This is a genomic window from Cupriavidus numazuensis, from assembly GCF_905397435.1.
GTDB lineage: Bacteria > Pseudomonadota > Gammaproteobacteria > Burkholderiales > Burkholderiaceae > Cupriavidus > Cupriavidus numazuensis.
In genome coordinates this window covers 1-21,945 of the sequence record NZ_CAJPVI010000015.1, presented here as the reverse complement: position 1 = coordinate 21,945, position 21,945 = coordinate 1, and the positions used below count along the sequence as shown (strand labels likewise).

The 21,945-nt window shown below is 64.6% G+C and carries 17 protein-coding genes and 1 pseudogene; 9 read left to right on the top strand and 9 right to left on the bottom strand.

From position 1 onward, the window contains the following. Positions 1–26 precede the first annotated feature (26 nt). Together KHO41_RS13650 and KHO41_RS13645 are read right to left on the bottom strand one after the other, a co-directional pair. Positions 27–974: pseudogene (locus tag KHO41_RS13650) on the bottom strand (NAD(P)H-dependent flavin oxidoreductase); the annotation flags it as partial. A 106-nt stretch (positions 975–1,080) separates the two neighbouring features. Beyond that, entirely contained in the window at positions 1,081–3,009 is a 1,929-nt protein-coding gene (locus KHO41_RS13645; protein ID WP_244873832.1) for an AMP-binding protein, read from the bottom strand. A gap of 183 nt (positions 3,010–3,192) precedes the next feature. On the opposite strand from KHO41_RS13645, the gene KHO41_RS13640 reads away from it, so the two are divergent. Next, on the top strand, positions 3,193–4,128 hold the full coding sequence (locus KHO41_RS13640) for a LysR family transcriptional regulator (protein WP_211953813.1): 936 nt from the start codon (positions 3,193–3,195) through the stop codon (positions 4,126–4,128). A gap of 92 nt (positions 4,129–4,220) precedes the next feature. Here the strand turns inward: KHO41_RS13640 and tolA are convergent, their stop codons facing one another. Beyond that, entirely contained in the window at positions 4,221–4,982 is a 762-nt protein-coding gene (gene tolA, locus KHO41_RS13635; protein ID WP_211953812.1) for a cell envelope integrity protein TolA, read from the bottom strand. Positions 4,983–5,218: 236 nt separating this feature from the next. Beyond that, positions 5,219–5,986 carry an SDR family NAD(P)-dependent oxidoreductase gene (locus KHO41_RS13630; RefSeq protein ID WP_211953811.1) on the bottom strand — a complete coding sequence of 256 codons (768 nt, stop codon included), beginning with the start codon at positions 5,984–5,986 and terminating at the stop codon, positions 5,219–5,221. A 150-nt stretch (positions 5,987–6,136) separates the two neighbouring features. Between KHO41_RS13630 and ligD the strand changes: the two genes are divergently transcribed. The 4 genes from ligD (at position 6,137) to KHO41_RS13610 (ending at position 11,886) form a co-directional block, all read left to right on the top strand. Continuing rightward, a complete protein-coding gene (ligD, locus tag KHO41_RS13625; protein ID WP_211953810.1) occupies positions 6,137–8,641 on the top strand; it encodes a DNA ligase D in 2,505 nt (834 codons plus the stop codon). A 28-nt stretch (positions 8,642–8,669) separates the two neighbouring features. Continuing rightward, positions 8,670–9,575: a non-homologous end joining protein Ku gene (gene ku / locus KHO41_RS13620; RefSeq protein WP_211953922.1), complete on the top strand. Its 906-nt coding sequence runs from the start codon at positions 8,670–8,672 to the stop codon at positions 9,573–9,575. A 2-nt stretch (positions 9,576–9,577) separates the two neighbouring features. Beyond that, positions 9,578–10,393 (top strand): tetratricopeptide repeat protein, encoded by an 816-nt coding sequence (locus KHO41_RS13615; RefSeq protein ID WP_211953809.1) that lies wholly within the window; start codon positions 9,578–9,580, stop codon positions 10,391–10,393. A gap of 134 nt (positions 10,394–10,527) precedes the next feature. Next, entirely contained in the window at positions 10,528–11,886 is a 1,359-nt protein-coding gene (locus KHO41_RS13610; protein WP_211953808.1) for a serine hydrolase domain-containing protein, read from the top strand. Positions 11,887–11,938: 52 nt separating this feature from the next. Here the strand turns inward: KHO41_RS13610 and KHO41_RS13605 are convergent, their stop codons facing one another. Both KHO41_RS13605 and KHO41_RS13600 read right to left on the bottom strand, forming a co-directional pair. Then, positions 11,939–13,048, bottom strand: a complete 1,110-nt coding sequence (locus KHO41_RS13605; RefSeq protein WP_211953807.1) for a CaiB/BaiF CoA transferase family protein — start codon at positions 13,046–13,048, stop codon at positions 11,939–11,941. 7 nt (positions 13,049–13,055) lie between these two features. Further along, a complete protein-coding gene (locus tag KHO41_RS13600; protein WP_211953806.1) occupies positions 13,056–14,057 on the bottom strand; it encodes a Bug family tripartite tricarboxylate transporter substrate binding protein in 1,002 nt (333 codons plus the stop codon). A 101-nt stretch (positions 14,058–14,158) separates the two neighbouring features. On the opposite strand from KHO41_RS13600, the gene KHO41_RS13595 reads away from it, so the two are divergent. After that, complete coding sequence (locus tag KHO41_RS13595) at positions 14,159–15,154, top strand: LysR family transcriptional regulator (protein ID WP_211953805.1); 996 nt, start codon at positions 14,159–14,161, stop codon at positions 15,152–15,154. 412 nt (positions 15,155–15,566) lie between these two features. Here the strand turns inward: KHO41_RS13595 and KHO41_RS41220 are convergent, their stop codons facing one another. After that, positions 15,567–15,803, bottom strand: coding sequence for a hypothetical protein (locus KHO41_RS41220; protein WP_244873830.1), 237 nt, complete (start codon positions 15,801–15,803; stop codon positions 15,567–15,569). Between the two features lie 183 nt (positions 15,804–15,986). Between KHO41_RS41220 and KHO41_RS13585 the strand changes: the two genes are divergently transcribed. The 3 genes from KHO41_RS13585 to KHO41_RS13575 all read left to right on the top strand — a co-directional run bounded on the left by KHO41_RS13585 (position 15,987) and on the right by KHO41_RS13575 (position 19,681). Beyond that, positions 15,987–17,357: an FAD-binding oxidoreductase gene (locus tag KHO41_RS13585; RefSeq protein ID WP_211953804.1), complete on the top strand. Its 1,371-nt coding sequence runs from the start codon at positions 15,987–15,989 to the stop codon at positions 17,355–17,357. Between the two features lie 289 nt (positions 17,358–17,646). Continuing rightward, the gene (locus tag KHO41_RS13580; RefSeq protein WP_211953803.1) at positions 17,647–18,912 is read left to right on the top strand and encodes a YihY/virulence factor BrkB family protein; all 1,266 of its coding nucleotides are present in this window, start codon (positions 17,647–17,649) and stop codon (positions 18,910–18,912) included. 277 nt (positions 18,913–19,189) lie between these two features. Then, a complete protein-coding gene (locus tag KHO41_RS13575) occupies positions 19,190–19,681 on the top strand; it encodes a hypothetical protein (RefSeq protein WP_211953802.1) in 492 nt (163 codons plus the stop codon). 150 nt (positions 19,682–19,831) lie between these two features. Here KHO41_RS13575 and KHO41_RS13570 read toward each other — a convergent pair whose 3' ends face one another. Continuing rightward, positions 19,832–20,104 carry a hypothetical protein gene (locus KHO41_RS13570; RefSeq protein ID WP_211953801.1) on the bottom strand — a complete coding sequence of 91 codons (273 nt, stop codon included), beginning with the start codon at positions 20,102–20,104 and terminating at the stop codon, positions 19,832–19,834. 964 nt (positions 20,105–21,068) lie between these two features. Further along, positions 21,069–21,945: IS3 family transposase (locus KHO41_RS13565; protein WP_211953800.1), on the bottom strand; the 877-nt coding region annotated here is incomplete at its 5' end.

Sequence of the window (21,945 nt, the reverse complement as noted above, 5' to 3'; positions counted from 1 at the left end):
TGGCCGGCGGCCGGCCGGATTCCGTGCAGGCGCGCGCTGGCAGCCTCCATCTCGCGTTCGAGTCGCCCGATCAGCTCGCCGGCCGGCACCACGGCCTTGACCGCGCCAATACCCTGGCCGCTGCCCCAGATGTCCTTCCACGCCTTGGCTTTGGCGTTCGAGCCGAAATTCATCGCGCTCGGGTCGCTGGTGGGCAGGTTGTCCGGGTCCAGGCCGGCAGCGCGGATCGACGGGGCCAGGTAGTTGCCGTGCACGCCAGTGAACAGGTTGCTGTAGACGATGTCGTCCGAGGTTGCATTGACGATGGCCTGCTTGTAGCCCTCGGGCGCGCGCGCTTCCTCGGTGGCAATGAAGGCGCTGCCGATGTACGCGAAGTCGGCGCCCATGGCGAGCGCGCCGAGCACCGAGGCTCCATCGGCAATCGATCCCGAAAGCGCCAGCGGGCCGTCGAACCACTCGCGGATTTCCTGCACCAGCGCGAACGGGCTCTTCACGCCGGCATGGCCACCGGCGCCCGCCGCCACGGCGATCAGTCCGTCCGCGCCCTTGTCCACGGCCTTGTGGGCAAAGCCATTGTTGATGACGTCGTGCAGCACCACGCCGCCCCAGCCATGCACGGCCTGGTTGATTTCCTCGCGCGCGCCCAGGCTGGTGATGACTACGGGCACCTTGTACTTCTCGCACAGCGCCATGTCGTGGTCGAGCCGGTCATTGCTCTTGTGCACGATCTGGTTGATGGCATAGGGCGCGGCGGGGCGGTCGGGGTGGGCGCGGTTCCACGCATCCAGGCCTTCGGTTATTTCGGCAAGCCACTCGTCAAGCAACTCGGACGGGCGGGCGTTGAGCGCCGGCATGCTGCCGATGGCGCCGGCGATGCATTGCGCAATCACCAGTTTGGGATTGCTGATGATGAAAAGCGGCGAGCAGATGATGGGCAGGCGCGGCGCGCGCAGGACGTCAGGCAGCTTGGACATGGGGCGTTTCTCAGGTTGGGTGTTTCGCCGGGCCGAAAGGCGGCCGGGCAGGACTCGAATCCTAAAGTCGGTGAAGTGCGCCCGCCATCCAGACAGGCGCACGGAGTCATGCGGCGCGCAGCACGCGCTGCGGCTTCAGCGGCAGCTCCGCCAGCGCGGCGCGTAGCGCGGCTTCGAAGGCGGGGCTGTGCGTGCCGTTCAGCATCACGGACAAGCCATCGGCCTCGGAGCACGCGGCGCCGGGGCGCGCGTGCTGCGGCACGCCAAACTGGTCGCTGAGGCCGTCGACGATGCGCTGGGCCGTGGCCCGCGCCGCCATGGCGCGCAGCTCGGGCTTGTAGATCTTGCCGACGTTGGTCATCGGCATGGCGTCGATGATGAACACCCGCTTGGGGCGGGCCGGCGGCTCGTCCACGCGGGCGGCGGCGAAGTCCATCAACTCCTCCGGGCTGGCCGGCTTGCCTTCGTGCAGCGCCACGAACACCACTGGCAGCTCGCCGGCATAGGCATCCGGCGCGCCGACCGCCGCGGCGAACTTGACCGCCGGATGGGCGCCGACGGCGTCTTCGATGACCTTTGGATCGATGTTGTGGCCGCTGCGGATGATGAGGTCCTTGGCGCGGCCGCTCAGTTGCAGGCGCTCCTGCGCATCGAGCCAGCCGATGTCGCCCGTAATGAGCCAGCCGTCGTGGGTGAAGGCCTTCGCAGTGTCGGCCGGGTTGAGGTAGCCGGCGAATACATTGGGCGCCTTGTAGAGGACGATGCCGGGCTGGCCGGGTGCGGCGTCGCGGTCGGTCGCCTGGCCGTCGGCATCCATTTCCACCAGGCGCATCTGCATGTGCGGCAGCCGGAAACCGACGCTGCCCGCTGGACCCGCGATCCCGAGCGGCGTGGTGGTCGACACACCCGAAGTCTCGGTCATGCCGAGCGTCTCGTGGACCTTGTGGCCTGTCAGCCGTTCCCAGCGCGCCGCCAGCTCGGGTGGCAGGATGGCCGCGCCCGAGCGGCAGAAGCGCAGCGACGAGATGTCGGTGTCCCCGATCGGCACCTGGCAGACCGCGGCCATCACCGTCGGCACGCCGCCGCTCGTGGTGATGCGGAAGCGCTCGATGATGCGCCAGTAGTTGCGGATCACCTCCGGGTTGCGGAACAGCGTGGCGGTCGGAATCACCTGGTGCACGCCCGCGGCGATTGCCGGCAGGCCGCCCGCCAGCGTACCGGCCACGTGGAACTGCGGGCTGCCATTGAGCGCGACGTCGCTCGCGCGGAAATCGGCGACCTCCACCGTGGCCCAGCACGTGTAGACCTGTCCGCCGTGCAGGTGGCGGGCGAGCTTGGGGGCGCCGGTGGTGCCACCGGTATGGAAATAGGACGCGACGTCTTCCGGCGCGATGCGGCGTCCACTGACGAGCCGATTGTCCGGCTGGGCTGCCATCAAAGCGTCCAGGTGATGCACGCCCTCAGGCAGGACCGGGCGTTGCGCGCGTGTTTCGCCGGGCGGCGCGACCCGGATCACAAGCCGCAGTCCCGGCACCCGCTCGCGCAGCCGCATGGCCTTGCTCCAGTACCCGGCTTCGGCTTCATCACCCCAGGCCAGCAGCACCGTGGCGCCGGAGGCCTGCAGCAGCGACACCAGCTTGTCTTCGCTGAGCAGCGGGTTCAGCGGTTGGGCAATGCCGGCAGCCGAGGCGCCCCACAGCCCAAGCTGATACTCCAGGCAACTGGGCAGCAGCACGCCCTGTACATCGTCCTTGCCCATGCCCAGCGCATGCAGCACGTTGGCATATTGCGTGACCTTCGCGAACAGCGCGTCGAAGGTCCAGCTGGTGGCCGGGCCGGCGGGATCGCCGGTATGCAGGAAGGTGAGGGCGGTCTTGTCGCCGAACGCGGCCTTGCTGTTGTGGATCAGCTCGTAGGTGCTGCGCTGTGGCATGACCACGTGCAGCGGCGTCTGTTCGAGTGCGCGGATGTCATCCATGCCGCGCACCTGCATGGATGCACGCAGCGGTGGATGGACCGGTGGGTAATCGGCCAAGGTGTTTGTCTCCTGTCTGTTCTGGCGGCATCCGGGCGATTTGAAACGCGACCTTATCCAGCCATGCGGAGCTGTTGCCCGCTTGGCAGACATGTTTGCATCCGACGGACTGGTGCACAAGACGCCGCCAATGCACTATGCTGGTGTGCTGGATGCACCAATCGTTAGCGATAGCGGAATTGCATGGAAGCCACTTCACTCGTTTTCTTCGCCAATGTGGTCGACGCCGGCAGCTTTGCCGCCGCCTCGCGCCAGATGGGGCTGGACCGCTCGAGCGTCAGCCGCCGCATCAACGAGCTGGAGCAGGAACTGGGTTCCCAGCTCCTGCGCCGCACGACACGCTCCATGGAGCTGACCGAGGCCGGCGCGTTCTTCTATGAGCGTTGCAGCCTGGTGCGCGCCGAGGTCGACTACGCCCAGAAAGCGATGTGGGACCTGAGCGGCTCGGTCCGTGGGACCGTGACGCTCAGCTGTCCGCCGATGCTGGCACGAGAGGTCGTCGCGCCGCTGACGGTCGATTTCTGCAGCCAGTATCCGATGGTCGACCTGAAGCTGATCCTCAAGAACCATGTGCCGGATTTTCCTGGCAAGAAGGTCGACATCAGCCTGCAGATCACCGATTCGCCGGCCCCGTCCGTCGTCGCCAGAAAGCTGGCCTCGGTGCACTGGCTGATTTGCGGCAGTCCTGCCTATCTGGCTGACAAGGCCGAGCCGTCGAGCCCCGCGGATCTGGCCAGGCTGGCCTGGGTCGACCAGTACATCCGCGACTTCCTGGAACTGGATAGTGGCGAAGACATCGAGCGCGTGAAGATCCGTACGCGGCTCGAATGCATCGACCTGACGCTGCTGCGGCGCGCGCTGACCGAGGGGCTCGGCGTGGGCGTGCTGCCTGACTACGTGGCGCAATCCGCGCTCAAGGCCGGCAGGCTCAGGCGCCTGATGGCGGGCTACACCGTGCAGGGCACGCCGGGCACCACGCTGTACGCCATCACGCCGCCGACGCGCTACATGCCGGCGAAGGTCAAGGTGCTGCTGGATTTCATCGTGCGCGCCTTCGAGGGCGGCGGCGGAAGCCTGGCGGCCGTGGCGGAGCGTTATGCCGAGCGCGAAACACGATGAACACTTGCGTCACGCAGGGGATCGTGCCGATCGAGCCAGCGTCGAGCGAGTTCGCCGCACAGTAAGCGAGGAACGACAGCCGGAACAGAGGATCAGCCCCCCTGGTCCTTTGGCCAGAACGTGATCCTGATTTCGGACGGCGCGACGCCGTTTTCGTCCCGTGGCAGCGGGTCCGAGCGCGACACCGCACGCAGGACTGCGTTGTCCCAGTCAGAGTTTCCGCTCGATTTGGCAAGCCTCGTCGACAGCACCGATCCGTCCGGGGCCATCCGGACGGCTACCACGGCCGCCGGGTTGCCGTTGACGTCCTCGTTGAAAATAATGTTCGGCTTGACCCGCTGCCGGACGCGCTCTGCATAGCCGGACGAAGGCTTGCCGGAGGTTCCGGTGCCGGCATTCGCGTTGGCGCCGCCGGCCTGCGCACGCAAGCGGGCCAGTTCGCTCTGGCGTTCGGCATTGCTGGCCTGGCGCTGCGCTTCCGTTGCTTCACGCTGTGCCTCGCGTTGTGCCGCCTTGCGCTCGGCTTCCGCGCGCGCCTGTTTTTCGCGTTGCGCGTTCGCTTCGTCGCGCGCTGCGCGCTCGGCCTTGCGCCGCTGTTCCTGCAGCGAGATATCGGCGGGCTCTTCTTCGGCCGGCTTCGCGCTTGGCGTCGGCGCGACCGCGGGCTGATTCGGAACGGCCTCCGCGATGGGTTCCCACAGTTCGGCGGAAACCCCTTCCGGTGCCGCGCTGCGCCAACGCACGCCATAGTAGAGCAGCGCGCCAAGCAGCATATGCATGAACAGCGCCGCCAGGAAACAAATCAGGGTGCGCCGTTCTCGCACGGGATGATACGGATATGCGCTGGCCTGCATGGTCACCTGCCTCGCCGCTGCCCCGACGCAGAATGGCCTGCCGGCCCTGGCCGATGGCAGCATGCTCTTCGAGCCAATCAGGACATCAGGCTTCAGGCAATGCCAGGGAAGCCAAAAAGACTTGATGGCTGCGTTCCTACACAGAACCATTCTACAAAGTGCGCTGCAAAACAGGAGCGAGCTGCGCCATGGATCTTATGCGGCACCTGCTCGAAAGCGCACCTCATCCATCGCGTTTACTGTTCCGCATAGTTCCAGAGCAGGCCGCCGTCGACATACAAGGTCGTGCCGGTCACGTAATCTGCATCGTCGCTGGCGAGAAAGGCCGCCAGTCCGGCTACGTCGGCAGGCTGGCCCAGGCGGCCGAGCGGGATCTGCGCCATCAGCGCGTCCAGTCTGGCCTGGTCATGCGTCAGCTTGCGGTTAATCGGTGTCTGAATGGCGCCCGGCGCAATATTGTTGACAGTGATCCCAAGCGGCGCCAGTTCGATCGCCAGGTTGCGCATCAGCATGCGCAGCCCGCCCTTGCTGACGCAATAGCTGGTGAAGTGCGGGAACGGCAGGTCTTCGTGGACCGAACTGATGTTGATGACCTTGCCGCCACGGCCCTCGGCGCGCAGGTGGCGAACGAAGGCCTGGGTCAGGAAGAACGGGCCCTTCAGGTTGGTGTCGAGCACGCGGTCGTAATCCGTCTCGGTGGCATCCCAGAACGGCGCACGGACTTCGATACCGGCGTTGTTGACGACGATGTGCAGGCGGCCGGCCGCCGCCACCGCGCGGTTCACAACGTCGGCGGCCTGAGTCGCACTGGCCAGGTCGCCCACAATGACCCACGCCTGCCGGCTGCGGGCGCGCACCGCCTCCGCCGTTTCCTGCGCCGCGTCGTTGGCCGTATGGACGGCAACGATAATGTCGGCCCCCTCAGTCGCCAGGCGCTCGACGATGCCTTGCCCGATGCCGCCAGAGGCGCCTGTCACCAGAGCGGTCTTTCCCTGCAATCGCATTGTGCGTACCCCCGGCACGTATCCATAGCCGATTCCGCTGAGAGACGGCCGCAAGCGATAAGTTCAGGGACGTGGAACTTGGTCCACCTGTTGCGCGGCGGCCCAATCCTTCAGCTACGGGACCAGTGAGCGTGCGCCTATGCTGTTTTCATGGCACGAACTTCCCTTGACCGATACCGCGAAAAACGTGATTTCCAGGTCACGGCTGAACCGGGCCCGCGTACACGTACCCGCCGCGCCCCGGGCCCACTGCGCTTTGTCGTACAGAAACACTGGGCGCGGCGCCTGCATTACGACTTCCGGCTCGAGCTCGATGGCGTGTTGCTGAGCTGGGCCGTTCCCAAGGGACCCAGCTTCGATCCGGCCGAGAAGCGCATCGCCATCCACGTCGAAGACCATCCCGTCGATTACGCGGCGTTCGAAGGCACCATCCCGCCGAAGCAGTACGGAGCAGGGTCCGTCATTGTGTGGGACAACGGCACGTGGGAGCCGGTGGGCGACGCCCAGGCCGGCATGGCGAAAGGCAAGCTCGAATTCGCCTTGCACGGCCAGAAGCTCGCCGGCCGCTGGGAACTGGTGCGAATCTCGAAGCCCGGCGATGCCGATGACCAGTGGATGCTGTTCAAGAAGCGGGACCGATGGGCGCGGCCGCATGCGGAGTTCGATGTCATCACCGCGTTGCCGGACAGCGTGCTCGCGCATCCGCTTGGTCGGGTCGAGAAACGCGAGCATGGCAGCGCATCGACCACATCGACCACATCGACATCTGCTGCCCCCGATCTGTCGGCCGCAGTACCGGCACCGGCGCCGCCACGCCTGGCCCCGCAACTGGCTACACCGACGGCAAAACTGCCCAGCGGCGGAGGTTGGATCATCGAGACCAAGTTCGACGGCTATCGGCTCCTGGCCCGGATCGTCGACGCCAAGGTGCACCTGATGACGCGCAACGGTCACGACTGGACGCGCAAGCTCGGCGGTCTCGCAAAGGAAGTCGAGACGCTGGATATCTCCGAGGGATGGCTCGACGGTGAGATCGTGGTGCTGCGCGACGGCCTGCCCGACTTTAATGCGCTGCAGAACGCCATCGACAGCCATCGCACCGAATCGATTGTCTACTTCCTTTTCGATATTCCGTACTGGGAAGGGCGCGACCTGCGCCGCGTGCCATTGCGAGAGCGTCGGGCGCATCTGGCACGACTTGTCGACGCCCGCTCCGAGCGCGTTCGCTTCAGCGAGAGTTTCGAGGCGCCGGCGGATCAGGTCTTCCAGGCCGCGTCCCAGTTAGGGCTGGAGGGCGTGATGCTGAAACGGGCTGACTCCGCCTACAGCTCGTCCCGCAATGCCGACTGGCTCAAGGCCAAATGCCGGCTGCGCCAGGAGTTCGTGATCTGCGGCTATGGGGACCGGGAAGGTGCGCCCGGCGAGATTGGCCGCCTGATGCTGGGCGTCTATGAGGACGGGCAACTGCGCGATGCCGGCAACGTCGGCACGGGATGGGACAGCAAGACCGCCGCCGCGTTGCGGACGCGGCTCGCAAAGCTGAAGACCGATGCAGCGCCGTTTGCCCCCGCCTCGAAGGGCCGCAGCAGATGGGGCTCGACCAGTACCAGTGCGCCGCATTGGGTCAAGCCGTTACTGGTGGCGGAGGTCGAGTTTGCCGAATGGACGCCGTCGGGCCAGATACGTCAATCATCGTTCAAAGCCCTGCGCAGCGAGACTCCGGCGAGCGATGTCCGCAGGGAAGCGGTGCGGGTCGATCCCGGTGCCACGCGCGCTGCCGTGAAAGTGACCCCCGAGAGAGTGATTGACGTCACCACTGGCATGACCAAGCTGGACCTGGTGCGGTACTACGAAAGCGTGGCGGACTGGATGCTGCCGCATCTCGCCGCGCGTCCCGTGGCGCTTCTGCGCGCGCCCGATGGCATCGGCGGCGAAGTCTTCTTTCAGAAGCACGCTGAAACCACGAAGCTGCCGGGGCTGACCGAGCAGCCGGCGTCCCTGTGGCCGGGACATAACCGCCTGCTGACGATCGACTCGGCCGAAGCGCTCGTCGGTGCCGCGCAGCTGAATGTGGTCGAACTCCACACATGGAATTCCACGGCCGCCGATCTTGCCCACCCGGATCGCGTCATCTTCGATCTGGATCCCGGGGAAGGCGTGCCGTGGCAACACGTGCAGGAGGCAGCAATACTGGTGCAGACACTGCTTGGCGAGCTGGGGCTCGCAGCGTGGCTCAAGACCAGCGGCGGAAAAGGGCTGCACGTCGTCGTGCCGCTGGTGCCGGAGCACAACTATGACACCGTAAAGTCCTTCTCGCGTGCCGCCGTGCTGCACCTGGCCAAAGCCCTCCCTCAGCGTTTCGTGGCCAGGGCCGGCGCGGGCCATCGCAAGGGCAGGGTGTTTGTCGACTACTTGCGCAACGGCACCGCGCAGACTACCGCCGCTGCCTTCTCGGCGCGTGCGCGCCCCGGCATGGGCGTGTCGATGCCACTATCATGGGATGAACTGCCGCAGCTGAAAAGCGCCGACCAGTGGACGGTGCGGAACACCCGGGAATACCTGAGCTTCCGCACGAATGATCCGTGGAGTGACTTCTGGTCGACGGCGCAGAGCCTTCAGGATGCCATGGAGGCACTTGGGCTGACGGTGTCTTGATTGTCCTTCGTGACGTGGAGATTGCATGATGGCTGCGCGATCACTTGCCTCGCTTTCCCTAACCTTCGGCCTCGTCTCCATTCCGGTGAAGCTTTACACCGCGACGGATTCCGGGAGCACCGTGCGCTTCAACCTGCTCAGCAAGGACGGTTCGCGGCTGAAGCAGCAATACGTCTCGGAGCAAACGCGGGAAGTGGTACCGCGCGAAGAGATGGTGAAGGGCTACGAATTCGAGAAAGACCAGTTCGTGATCTTCAGTCCCGACGAACTCAAGGCGCTCGAAGAGGGCGCGAGCCATATCGTCGAGATCGTCTCGTTCGTGCCGGAAAAGGGTGTCGACCCGATCTACTACGACAAGACCTACTTCATTGCCCCGGACAAGCGCGGCGGCAAGCCCTACAGCCTGCTGCGCGCCGCCATGGCAAAGACGGGCCAGTGCGCGATTGCGAAATGGGCATCCAAGGGCAAGTCGCATATGGTTCAGATCCGGCCCATCGAGGGTGGGCTGGTGTTCCAGCAGTTGCTTTTCGCGGACGAAGTCCGGTCCATTGACGAATTGCATGTCGAGGACGTCGCCGTGTCCGAAGCCGAAATGAAGCTCGCCATTCAACTGATCGAGCAGGCGTCGGCGGACCACTACGATGCCAGCGAGTATCGCGACGAAGAGAAGGAGCGCGTCCTGGCGGCGATCGATGCGAAGATCGCCGGCAAGGAGATCATCTCTCAGGAGCCGGTGGAGATTTCACCGTCCGGACAGGTAATCGATCTTGTGGAGGCGCTGAAGAAGAGCTTGTCCACTGGCAAGCGGTCTGCGGCTGCGAGCAAGACAGCCACGGCCAAGACGCCTGCCGCGGAGCCACCCGCGCCGCGCAAGAGCGCCAAGCGAACCACTGCCACGGTGGCAGCCATTCCGAAGCGCGCGAAGAAGGCCTGAGCATGCAGGCGTTCAGCTTGCGCGACGTGCAGACGCTGGCTGGCATTTCGCGTTCCATGGTCCATGCGATGGTGGCAGCGGGCATCGTGACGCCGGCCCGTGGACCGGGGAGCCAGTATCGCTTCTCCTTCCAGGACCTGCTGCTGTTCCGCACGGCGCAATCGCTGCGTGCCGCCAATGTCCCGCCGCGGCGTGTCGTTCGATCGCTCAAGAAGCTGGATGCGCTTGGCACGGGCAGGCCTTTGACCGGCATCCGTATCACGGCGCTGGGCGGATCCGTGGCCGTGAAGGACGCGCACGGTCAATGGCAAGCAGAGACCGGACAGCGGATCATGGACTTCGAAGCGCCTGACCACTCCGCGCCCGTGCTTCCCCTGAGTCCCTTACCGGCCACCGCCGTCTGCCTGAGCGGCTATGAGTTGTTCGAGATTGCGCAGGAGTTCGAACGAGAGGATCCCGAGGAGGCCGAGATAGCCTACCGCAAGGCCATTGCCGCCGATCCCGGCCTGCTGGACGCCTACGTGAACCTCGGCTGCCTGTTGTGTGACCGGGGGCGCTACGCGGATGCCGTCGATTTGTATCGCGCCGCACTGGATCAAGGGCTCGACGGGCCCTTGATTCGATTCAATCTTGCCGTTGCGCTGGAAGACAGCGGGTACGCTGAAGCGGCCCTTGCCGAATACCATGCATGTATCGCGCTGGCGCCCGATCTGGCCGACGCGCACTACAACGCCGCACGGCTGCACGAAGCCATGGGCGACCATCAGCGCGCGATCCGGCATTTTCACCAGTACAGGCGGCTTGAACCGGTCCGGTGACCGGTGGCGAAGTTCGTCTCCTGCGAACCTGGGCCCGGACATTCCCATCGGTTATGACGTAATGCCCCTGAGTGTCTTGTGAGGGGCGATTCCTGCCTTTCATACTCCTGAGCACAATTTGCACAGGAGACAGAATGGATACCATACGCCGCCGCACGCATTGCCTGCGCAAGTACCGGGCAAAGGTAACGATGGCGCTGCTCGTTGCGGCCGCCGGGGCGGTGATGGCACAGCCGCCGCAGCCGGGTCCGGGTAAGGAACCGACGGCGGCCGGCGTCATGGAAGGCTTTCCACCGCCTGCGGAGCTGCGTGTGAACAAGGCCAATGCCTTCGCGCCTGCGAACTTGCGCTGGTCCTTCCGCCATGCCCGCGAGACCTCGCCGACGACCGGTATCCGGCGCGCTTCGGTCCCGCTTGCGCTGACGGAGCGGTCCGCGCGGCATCTCGACGACCTGCAGTTTGAAGTTGATGGGCGGTCGGTCGGATTGTCGGAGTATCTCCGCGACACACACACCGACGGCTTTATCGTGCTGCACAACGGGCAGATCGTTTTCGAACGTTATCTGGCAGGCTTCGGCCCCACGCAGCCACACATCTGGGCCTCCATGACCAAGTCGGTGACAGGCCTGCTGGCGGCCACGCTGATCGCCGAAGGCAGAATGGATCCGCAGGCGAGGCTGGCCACCTATGTGCCCGAGCTGGCGGGCAATCCGTTCGGTGAGGCTACCGTACAGAAGAATCTCGACATGGAAGTGCCTGTCGCCTATGCGCCGGACATTCCACCCGATCTGGGGCTGTTCGGTGCGGTCGGCATCATTCCGCGCCGCGCGGGCATGCCGGACAACATCTACGACTTTCTCAAGACTGTCGGTGCCGGCAAGGACGCTGCCGCGCCGGACTACTGGTTCTACCAGAACGGATCGGCGGAAGCGGTCGCGTGGGCGATACGCCGAATCTCCGGCAAGTCGTGGGCCAGCCTGGCGCAGGAACGGATCTGGTCAAGGCTGGCGGAGGACGATGCCTACATCCAGGTGGACTCGCTCGGTACAGAGATGGCCAGCGGCGGTCTGAGCACGACCCTGCGCGACGCGGCCCGTTTTGCGGACGCGGTCCGGCGCGCAGCCGCCGGTGATGCGAGCGCGGGGATTTCCACTCAGGCGGTCCGCCTTGCCTTGCGGCCGGCCGCGAACCAGGCGGGCTTCTCCAGGGGCCGGCTCGCGGCGGGCAAGCCCGGCTACGCCTATGGCGACTACTGGTACCAGGTCAACGACGGCGACGGGTCCGTCGAGGCCGGCGGGCGATTCGGGCAGAAAATCTACATCAATCCGGCAAAGGGATTGAGCGTGGTGAAGTTTTCCTCGAGCCCTGATGCCGCGCCGCGCGCCACGACGGCGGCAACAGGAAGCACACCGGCATCGCCCGGCCGGACGCTGGAATCGTCGGCGGCCCTCATTGCGGCAATCCAGGCGATCTACGCGGCCATACCGCGCTAAGGCGGTCGCCGGAAGACCGCCCGGGCCCGCGCCGGCGTTGCGAAAGGAGATTTCAGCGATGCGTCCGCACCCCGAAGCCAAGCCCCGGAGAGATCACCGAAGCGTCTTCGTCCTGCAGCATGACGGTCGATACGCGTCCATGCCGCTGCGCTTCCGTGGCGAATTCGCCAAGCTTGCGCACCTTGGCGGCTGGCACGCCGCGCGGGCCGAGACGGTGTTCGAGGTCTGCCGCCCCAAGCGTCCTGACGCGTTCGGCGATCACGGCCTTGAGCCGAGCGGGATCGACGGAGCGTACGAACGATACCGGCGTGTCCGGATCCAGCGGCTCGGCAAAGTAAGCGGGATCGGATGCGAGGTGCGACAGGTCGAGCACTTCCAATAGCCGCATCAACTGGCGCGGCGTATTGGCGCCGAGCGCGATCCAGCCGTCCTCGGTGGCAAAGAAGTCGGCAGTCGGGCTGCCGGAATAGCCCTGGTTGCCGACCCGCGGCGGTGTCGTGCCGCTGGTCAACGCCTCGCACGCGAACGAGTACATCAGTTGCAGCGCGGCACCTGTCATGGATACATCGAGCTGCACGGCGCAGCCCAGCCGGTCCCGCTCGCGCAGCCCCGACAGGATCGCCAGCGCGGCCTGCATGCCCGTTGCGGCATCGACGACCGGAAAGCCGGTCTTGATCGGCGGGTCGTCTTCGGTGCCGGCCATGAAGGCCATGCCTGTGGCGGCCTGGATCACGTGGTCGTACGCCGGCCGGCCGGTGACGTCGCCGCTGTTCTGGCCATAGCCCGAGATCGTGCAGTACACGACTTTCGGGTTGACCGCGCGGATCGCCTCGAAGCCAAGGCCGAATCGCTCCAGCACGCCGGGGCGCAGGTTGTCCACGACCACGTCGCAAGTCGCCGCCATTTCCAGCGCCCGGGCCAGGTCTGCCGCATTGCCAAGGTCTACCGCATGGCTTTGCTTGCCGGCATTCAGCGCGACAAAGCCCTGCCGGCCTTTCTCGGTGCGACGCATGACGTCGCCACCGTTGGCGTTCTCCATCTTCAGTACCGTGGCGCCGAGTTGCGCAAGGTAGAACGTGGCCAGTGGCCCTGCGATGACGTGCGAGAAGTCGAGCACGCGGATCCCGCTCAGCGGGGCGAAGGAGAGTTCTGTCGAATTCATGTCGGCCTCACTGCAACGCAATATGACTTTGTTTGACGATGCAACGGTACTTGTCCGTTTCGTCGGCGATAAAGCGATCGAACGCTTCCGGGCTTGGCGTGGGGTCGATGATCGTGCCGGCCTTCTGGTAGAAGTCGCGCACGCCGGGGTCGTTGAGTGCCTTCAGGAATGCCGCATGCAGCCGCGCCACGACCGGCTTCGGCACGCCCGCTGGCGCCCAGATGCCGATCCATGCGTCCAGCACGAGATCCTGCCGGCCAAGCGCCTCGTTCAGCGTCGGCACCTGCGGCAAGCCTGCGAGCCGCTGCGCGGACGTTACTGCCAGCGCCCGCACCGCGTGGTTCTGCAACTGCGGAATGGCGGTCGACGCGACCGGAAAGCCGACTGTCGCGTCGCCCCGGATCAATGACGGCACGATTTCGACGGAACCCTTGTACGGCACATGGACGAGGTCGACGCCTGCCGCATTGGCAAATGCCGCCCCCGCCAGATGTGCCGCGCTGCCGATGCCGCCCGACGCGTAGTTCAGCGAGCCGGGCGACTTGCGCGCGGCTTGAACGACGTCAGCCACCGTGCGATAGGGCGCGTCGTTCTTCACGAGCATCACCTGCGGGCTGAACCCCGACCGGATGATGTGGGTGAAGCTCGTGACCGGATCGAACTTGACGGATGGCTGAAGCAGCTTTTGCGTGATGTGCGTGGAAGCACCGAGGATCAGCGTGTAGCCGTCGGCCGGCTGTTGCGCGACCACCTCCGCCGCCAGAATGCCGCCCGCGCCGACCTTGTTCTCGACCACCAGCGGCTGCCCGAGTTCGCGCGCGGCGACTTCCGCCAGCTTGCGCGCCTGGATATCGGGTCCGCCGCCGGCCGCGTAGGGAACGATCAGCCGGATTGGCCGGGTAGGGAAGGCGCTTTCGCTGGCCGGAGCGGCCGTGGCGGCCGTCCAGGAAACGCCTGCAATGGCGACCACCAGGCCCAGCCTGGTCAGAAGTCTTCCTGTCGTGCGCACCGTGTGGTCTCCTTGTCATGGTCTGGAAGATGGTGTCGATTGTGGGAGTCCTGGCATTTCCTGTAAATTATTAGTTATTGATCAAGTCATCACGTTTTGTTATGAGTGACAACACGCCGCAGACGCGGCAGGCGAGGCTGGCTGGTCGCCTCGACCGCCTGCGCATCCGTCACCTGCGTTTTCTCGGATTGATCGAAGCGCACGGCTCGCTGTCGGGCGCGGCCGCGGAGCTTGCGCTGAGCCAGCCTGCCGCCACCAAGATGCTCCAGGAGATTGAAGCGGCTTTCGGCACTGAACTGGTCGCGCGCACGACACGCGGCGCGGCGCTGACGCCGGCCGGGCAACTCGCACTCGGCCGCTTGCGGATCGCCCTCAATGCAATGTCTGCTGCGATGGAAGCCATCGATGCCGCGCCGCCGGTGCCCGTGGTTCGCCTCGGCATCCTGCCGCTGGCCGGCGTCGTCGCGTTGCCCATGCTGCTTGCAAGAATGGCCTCGCGGCCGGGCTGTCCACACCTCGTGGTGCACGAATCCACGGTCGCCGGCCTGCTGGGCATGCTCGACCGCGGCGAACTCGACTGTGTGATCGGCCGCGTCGGCAGCAGCCTCGAAGCAAGTGCGACGCGCGAGATGCGCGTGACGCCGCTATGGGAAGAGCGCCTGGCCATTGCCTGCGCGCTGGACCACCCGGTCGCAAGGAAGCGCGCGCTGGGACTTTCCAACTTGCGCGATTACGACTGGGTGATCACGCCGCGCGGCGCCCATACGCGTACGCTGTTTGAAGCGCCGTTCCTCAACGCCGGCATCGTGCCGCCGCAGCCCACGGTCGAGTCCTTCTCGTTCCACACCAATCTCTGCATCGTCGCGCAAAGCCGCATGCTGACGATCGCGCCGGAAAGCGCGGTGCGGCACTACGCGCAGCTGGGCATGGTGCGGCAGGTCCGGCACGGCGGCTGGTTCGCGGCCGGACGTACGGTGTTCATCACGCGCGACGACGCGGCGGGGGCGCCAGGCGTGGTCGCTGTCAGCGAGGGGCTGGCCGAGTTGATGGAGGAGGCTTCGAGCCGACTTCAGTTCGTGGGCGCTGGGGCCAGGTGATTGCCAAGTATGTTCGTTTTCCTTCGGGGGGCAGTCAACATTGGATCGCGTGACACGGGCGGATTGCCTCACCACGATCGCAGGCCAGAATTGAGCGGAAACCCGTGACAAGCCCAAGCACTCACGACGACTGATGCCTGGAAATAATGACGCCCGCCGTTTGCGTAAAGGCGGCGGCCAGTCGAGGTCCAGGCTGATCGGCTCCCGAGGTTTCGCAAAATACATGGACAACGATCCCACGAGACTTCCCGATGAAGTCTCGACAGGGATCGGCAGGCCGCGGACCAATGCTTCGAGTTCAACCACGTCACCGTCAACCAGCAGGGCGTAGTCTTCAAACGTGTGGACGCGTCGCATATCCATGCGCTGCGGGATACGCCAGAGCAGTGGTGAAGGCTTGTATCCGCTCAGATCAAAGCCGGCCTGCCGGCGGATCAGCGTGAGAATGCGATCCAGTGTTTCCGGAACGGTACTTGCCCATTGTTCCGACGCTGCCGGCCAGCAATTGCTGGCCAATTGCGCCGACGGGCAGTAGATGGTCACGGAAACCGCGCTCCATGACGGCATTAAGCATGCCGTCATGGAGCGCCTTTTCAATCGCGGCGTCACCCTCCATTTCCCCATCGGAAGTTCCTTCCGGCAATGGCATTGGCGCACTATGCTCGTTATCGAGCGAGGTGCGGGGCCGATCACTGCGAATCGTTGTCGCACTCGCGGATGCCGATTGATCACGTGCGTTCGATGCATCCTGCCGACTGTCCCGCGCGAGGCTGCGGTGGGATAGCACGGTTGCGTGGGCGCGCGATGGGTCACTCTTCAAGGAGGGAGCGCCATGGACGAGTTTGCGATTCAGGGGTTTCGCGGCAGGCTGATCGGCCCGTCCGACAAGGACTACGATGAGGCGCGAGCGCTGTACAACGGCATGATCGACAAGCGGCCCAAGCTGATCGCTCGCTGCACGGACGCCGCCGATGTCATCGCGGCGGTGAACTACGCGCGTGAGAACAAGCTGCTTCTCGCAATCCGCGGAGGCGGACACAACGGGCCCGGTCTTGGCAGTTGCGACGATGGACTGGTCATCGACCTGTCCCAGATGCGCAGCGTGCGCGTCGAGCCGGTGAGCGGCACGGTGCGTGTCGAACCGGGCTGCACAGCGGCCGATCTCGATCACGCGACCCACGCCTTTGGTCTCGCCGTACCGCTGGGCATCGTCGGCAGCACGGGCGTGGCAGGCCTGACGTTAGGCGGAGGCACCGGCTATCTCACGCGCAAGTACGGCCTTACGGTCGACAATTTGCTGGAGGTGGATGTCGTGCTCGCCGACGGCTCTTTCGTCACCGCTAACAAGGACAAGCACACCGACCTCTTTTGGGCCGTGCGAGGTGGTGGCGGCAACTACGGCGTGGTCACGAGCTTTCTGTTTCAGGCCCACCCAGCAAAAATGGTGTTCGCGGGCCCTATCTTCTGGGACGCGAAGGATGCAAAGCAGGTCATGTCGACGTACCGCGATTTCATCCCGAATGCCCCTGAGGAACTCGGCCTGTTTGTCGGGCTGAAGACCGTGCCTCCCACCGACCCTTTCCCTCAGGAGCACTGGAACAAACGCGCCTGTGCGCTGATCGGTGCGTTCAACGGGCCGATCGAAGAGGGCAAGAAGCTCGTGGACTCGTTGCTCGGTAAACTGCCCGCCCCGTTGTTCAATTGGATGGGCGAGATGCCTTGGACTGCCATCAACAGCCTGTTCGACCCCTTCTTCCCCAAAGGCTTGCAATGGTACTGGAAGGGCGACTTTGTCAAGGCGCTGCCTGATGAGGCAATCGATGTGCACATCGCCAATGCGATCCAGGCACCGACCCCGTTTTGCCTGATGCACCTTTATCCCATAGACGGCGCCGTTCGGCGGGTCGCCGGGGATGCCACGCCATGGAGCGCGCGGGACGCTTCGTTTTCGATGGTCATTGCCGGGATCAGCCCGGATCCCAAGGACGCCGAGGCGCTCAAGACCTGGGGCCGTGCCTACTGGGGCGCTGTCCATCCGTTCAATCTGCAAGGTGCCTACGTCAACTTCATGGATGCCGACGAGGCCGAGAACCGAGTCGAACTGAGCTACGGCGAGAACTACACGCGCCTTGCCGCGATCAAGGCGAAGTACGATCCCGATAACCTGTTCCGGGTCAACCAGAACATCAAGCCGAAAGCGTGAATCGACACGGCGCGGGTGTGTGCGCCCGCGCCGTTTGGCGTCGTTGCTGGCAACCCTTGGCAAAAGTCTGAAGCCAGCTAGCGTCCCCCGTGTCGTTGTTTTGCACCGTCGCCTGCGCCGTGGTGCTTTCCTGCCTTCACGTGGCTCGCTGCACGAGCCCGCTCTGGGGCCGCTTGCTCTCTGTTTCGGCAGCTTTTCCGGAGTTCTGTCCGGCCCGGCGCGCCGCAGCCGCGCGACGGCACAGGAATGATATTTGCTTCATTCGGGGAAGGCGTTCCGATATCGTCCCATGCTTCTCCCTGGCACCGTCTTCGCACGTACCGCGTCCCAGCTCATCCACGAAAGCATCAATTCGTGGATCGACGACTACGCGCCCAGTATGGGCGCGGCGCTGGCGTACTACACCGTCTTCTCCATTGCGCCATTACTGATGATTGTCATCACCATTGCGGGCGTGATATTCGGTCCGGAAGCGGCGCGCGGCGAGGTGGTCGGCGAATTGAATGGACTGATCGGCACAGAAGGCGCGCAGGCCGTGGAAGAGATGTTGGTGGCGGTCAGCAAACCGGCGGCCAGTACGCTGACAGCCATTGTTGGCGTACTGGTCTTGCTCGTGGGCGCCACCACCGTGTTCTCCGAATTGCAGTCGGCGCTCGACAGAATCTGGCGCGTGCCCGAGCCCCAAAAGATATCCGGCCTGTTTTCGCTCATCCGCTCGCGTTTGCTGTCGTTCGGCATGATCCTGGGCATGGGCTTCCTGCTTGTCGTTTCGTTGCTGCTCAGTGCTGGTATCTCGGCAATGGGCCGGGAGTGGGGGCCGCTGCTCGGCATACGCGAGGCCTTCGGCCACGTCCTGGACACCATCGTGAGTCTTGTCCTGACGACGGTGGTGTTCGCGATGATCTACAAATTCATGCCGCGGACGAAGGTTCGATGGTTCGACGTCTGGCTCGGCGCTGTCGTGACCGCGGCATTATTTACGCTGGGAAAGTTCCTGATCGGCCTGTACATCGGCAAGAGCGGTGTTGCCAGCGGCTATGGCGCCGCGGGGTCGCTGGTGGTGTTGCTGCTATGGGTGTACTACGCCGCGCAGATTTTCCTGTTGGGGGCCGAATTTACCTGGCATTTCGCCCGGCGATTCGGGTCATTGCGCCACAGCGGCCAACTCCCGCCGCCTTCCAGTCCCTCACGCCACCGGGAGCGAGCAGGCATGGGTGTCAGTGGTCAAGGCAATGCAGGACAACATCCGCTAAACGGTGAGGGTGGCGTCACCACGCCAATCGTCGCGGTCTATGTCGATGAAATTCTGAAGGCTGCCTACAGGGCGGGGGAAGAAGGGCAGGTGACGGCCACTTCTATCGCAGACGCCGCGGAAAACGCGTTCATCCACTTCCAAAGCCTCGCGAGAACCGACAAGCGTGAATTGCGGGAACGGCTGCGCGAGCTTTCGCTGGCGCTATCGGTCCTTGCGGAGGCGGACGATCTTTCTACCGAGACGCGGGGCCTGATCCAACTCGGGGTGGCAGACGTAAAGGCCTACCTCGACGCCGTCTAAGCCTGGGTTGGCTGCATCGACCGGGAATTGGTCGCATGCAAAATTACGACGCTCCCCGTAAATTTTTGCAATCTGCCGGCGTAGCAGTTAAGCGCTCGCGGCCATTTTGCCGCCACGCTGCAGCCCGCATGACTGAGAAGACCCCCTATGGCATGTCTGCGCGCGTGACGGGCAGCCTTCCTGCCAGAAAGAGTGGAAGGGCCCGCAGGCATCCCTTTTGCTCACGCGTTCATGGGAAACGACGCGCGGGCGCGCGCAATCATTCGGGAGGAAGGCGATGGAAACGACGGAATCGGGCGGAACGGGCGGAACAGGCGCAACGGGTGGTAGTTTTGCGCCAGGTGCGCAAATCGGAACTTCTTCCTACGGCGACGGTGAACGTACCTTGCACTCCGCTCCTGCAAATGACAGGACGCAGGATGCGGCGGCTTCAGCGGAAGAGAATGCATCGCGAAGCCTGTCGCGCGAACTGGACAAACTGCTGGATCGGCTGCCGGGTCTTGTCGGGGAAGATCGGGACAAGGCAAAGGCGGAGTTCCTGAAATTTGCCGCCAAATCCACAAGGACCACCACAGAACTAGTTGCCAAATCCGCGGACGTCGCCAAGCGTGTCACCGGACGCGTAAAGAACGAGTGGGAAACGGGACGAGAATGCGCTGAATCGTTTATCAATGCGCATCCGCTTCGTGCCGCGTCCATGGCGCTGGGCATTGGCATACTGCTCGGAGCAAAGCTGTTTGGTCACTCCCGGCGCGACAGGAGTCTGTAGCTGTACGACCACAATGCCTCGGTTGATTCGTCGACGTGCGCGATATAACGGTTAGCGCAGGGACGTGTGCGAGAAGCGCGATCCATCTTGATCGCGGCACGGAAGACTCATGAGGTTCCGGACATTGATGGTTCCATGCACCCGGGTCGTCTAGGGCAGATGCTTGCCCGGCAGCGGGACGACCGGGGAGCGCCCGACAGCGTGGCGAGGCTGCTGGCTGATGACTGGCGTTCGTCCCGGCCCGGCCTTGGAGGTACGGATATTGGCAGCATAGTCACGGTTCCGGCTGGCATGGCCTGGTTCGGAAAAAGCGCCGAGCCTGACTTCCTCGCCCATGCCACCGACGACACGCTGCGCATGGGCAGCGCCTGCGGCTGCCAGCCCGGCCGAGACCATCAGGAAAAGCGCGGGGATCGTCTTCATAAATTCTTTGGCCTCAGGCCTCGTGAGTCACCGGCCAGAGCGGGCCGCGTCATGTTGGCTCCGGAGGATAGTGCAAACCAATCCTTGTATTTGTAATGGATTGTTAGCCGGCGATGGCTTGGCCCTGCCGCCAGCCGCGGAAGTGCGATCCAATGACGGGCGTGCGGTAGGGACGTGCATCCAGGCCAGGAACAAAACAAAGGGTCATCGCCGAATTGCGGGGGTATCGTTCTTGGCATGCGCTGCTGTTTCGCCGGCGTAGCCGATGGGGCTTCTCGTTGGGGGTGTGTTGTCGATTTTCGCTGGCGCTGCTGTTTCGCCGGCGTAGCCGGCGACCTCCTTTTGTCCGAGCGACAAAAGGAGGCAAAAGCGCGTTTACGTGGTCAATCGAGAGCCCAATGCCATTGTTGCATCAGAGGACCGCTGGACTGCCTGCCGCGTAGATGATTAGGATGGGACAGCGCGTACGAGCGAACCCGGATTACGGAGTGGTCCCTTCTAATATCGCCCTCACGGGGACGCCGACGGCTGCGCTACGCGCGGCTCGGAGTAAGTCCGCGAAGGTCTGACCCGAACCTCGCCTCGGTGACGATGCCTTGGGCGCATTGCATGCGCGTAGAGACAGGAAATTAGGAACTGGAACGGGGGACTTGGGCACCTGCAACGATGATGAGCTTGCCCCCAGACGACGACGTGCGCGCAGCGCAGCCGAAGGCGTCCCACCGCTGACCTGGTTGAAACGCTGTACCCGAGTCCGTCTTGGGGATCGTCCAAACGCCGTGCCGCGCCAGGCACAGGTTCTGACTCACATGGCGTAGCAGGGTGGAACGGCCGACCACCAAAACTGAATCCAAAGCCGTTTGAACCCCTGCCACCGTGGAATTGATGGCCAGCGGCAACGACGCGCTTTTTGGTCACTTTTTGTCGCTCGCGGCGTGTGTCAAGGTAGTTGTCGCGTCCGCCGCTATGCTGCTTTCCTGTACTCCGTGGTTTGCGGCTCGGCCCGTTCGGGGTTCAGGTAGACCACGGCATCCAGATTCCAATTCCGGATGCCCCGTGACCAGCGCTGCGGATGCCGGGCACGGGCTGCGTGATACACCACCTTTCGTCGCGCCAGCAGGGGCGTCGCTTCGCCACTGTGCCGCTGGTTCGGCGTGACGTACTTCAGCCCGCTGTGGCGGTGTTCCTCGTTGTACCAACGTACGAACCGATACACCCAGTCGCGCGCCTGCTCCAACGTGTCGAACGGCCGCTCAGGCCATAGCGGACAGTACTTGGCCGTGCGGAACAACGCTTCCGCGTAGGCGTTATCGTTGCTCACGCGGGGGCGGCTGTAGGACGCCACCACACCCAGGGAATCCATCGCCGCTCGCATCGTGGTGCCCTTCATGGCGCTCCCGTTGTCCGAGTGCAGCACCAGCGGCCGGCCAGCCGTTTGCTCGCGCAGACAGCCCAACTCGAGCAGCCGGCTGGCATGCTCGTCCGACTCGTTTTCGTGCACTTCATTGACCACCAGCTTGCGGCTGTAGATGTCCTGCATCATGTACCAGTAGAAGAAGCGGCCCTTCACCGTGGTGGGCATCCACGTGATATCCCAGCACCACACCTGGTTGGGGCCATCGGCACGGTGCGTGGTCGGCGCGCGCGACTTGGCGTTGTGGGCGCGCCCGCGCCGGTGCGCCTGGCCTTCGGCCTTGAGCACGCGGTAGAACGTCGATTCCGAGGCCAGGTAACGCCCCTCGTCGGCCAGCTTCGGCACGATCTGGTGCGGCGTCAGGCTCTCGTAGCCGGGGCTGTTGGCCGCCGCCAGCACGGCCTGCCGCTCTCCCTCGCTGAGCTTG

Bases quoted from the DNA above. Each gene is read 5' to 3' on its own strand.
- KHO41_RS13610 (WP_211953808.1), top strand. From the start codon at position 10,528: ATGGATACCATACGCCGCCGCACGCATTGCCTGCGCAAGTACCGGGCA.
- KHO41_RS13580 (WP_211953803.1), top strand. From the start codon at position 17,647: ATGCTTCTCCCTGGCACCGTCTTCGCACGTACCGCGTCCCAGCTCATC.
- KHO41_RS13615 (WP_211953809.1), top strand. From the start codon at position 9,578: ATGCAGGCGTTCAGCTTGCGCGACGTGCAGACGCTGGCTGGCATTTCG.
- KHO41_RS13575 (WP_211953802.1), top strand. From the start codon at position 19,190: ATGGAAACGACGGAATCGGGCGGAACGGGCGGAACAGGCGCAACGGGT.
- KHO41_RS13585 (WP_211953804.1), top strand. From the start codon at position 15,987: ATGGACGAGTTTGCGATTCAGGGGTTTCGCGGCAGGCTGATCGGCCCG.
- KHO41_RS41220 (WP_244873830.1), bottom strand. From the start codon at position 15,803: ATGCCATTGCCGGAAGGAACTTCCGATGGGGAAATGGAGGGTGACGCC.
- tolA (WP_211953812.1), bottom strand. From the start codon at position 4,982: ATGCAGGCCAGCGCATATCCGTATCATCCCGTGCGAGAACGGCGCACC.
- ligD (WP_211953810.1), top strand. From the start codon at position 6,137: ATGGCACGAACTTCCCTTGACCGATACCGCGAAAAACGTGATTTCCAG.
- KHO41_RS13640 (WP_211953813.1), top strand. From the start codon at position 3,193: ATGGAAGCCACTTCACTCGTTTTCTTCGCCAATGTGGTCGACGCCGGC.
- KHO41_RS13570 (WP_211953801.1), bottom strand. From the start codon at position 20,104: ATGAAGACGATCCCCGCGCTTTTCCTGATGGTCTCGGCCGGGCTGGCA.
- KHO41_RS13605 (WP_211953807.1), bottom strand. From the start codon at position 13,048: ATGAATTCGACAGAACTCTCCTTCGCCCCGCTGAGCGGGATCCGCGTG.
- KHO41_RS13595 (WP_211953805.1), top strand. From the start codon at position 14,159: ATGAGTGACAACACGCCGCAGACGCGGCAGGCGAGGCTGGCTGGTCGC.
- KHO41_RS13630 (WP_211953811.1), bottom strand. From the start codon at position 5,986: ATGCGATTGCAGGGAAAGACCGCTCTGGTGACAGGCGCCTCTGGCGGC.
- ku (WP_211953922.1), top strand. From the start codon at position 8,670: ATGGCTGCGCGATCACTTGCCTCGCTTTCCCTAACCTTCGGCCTCGTC.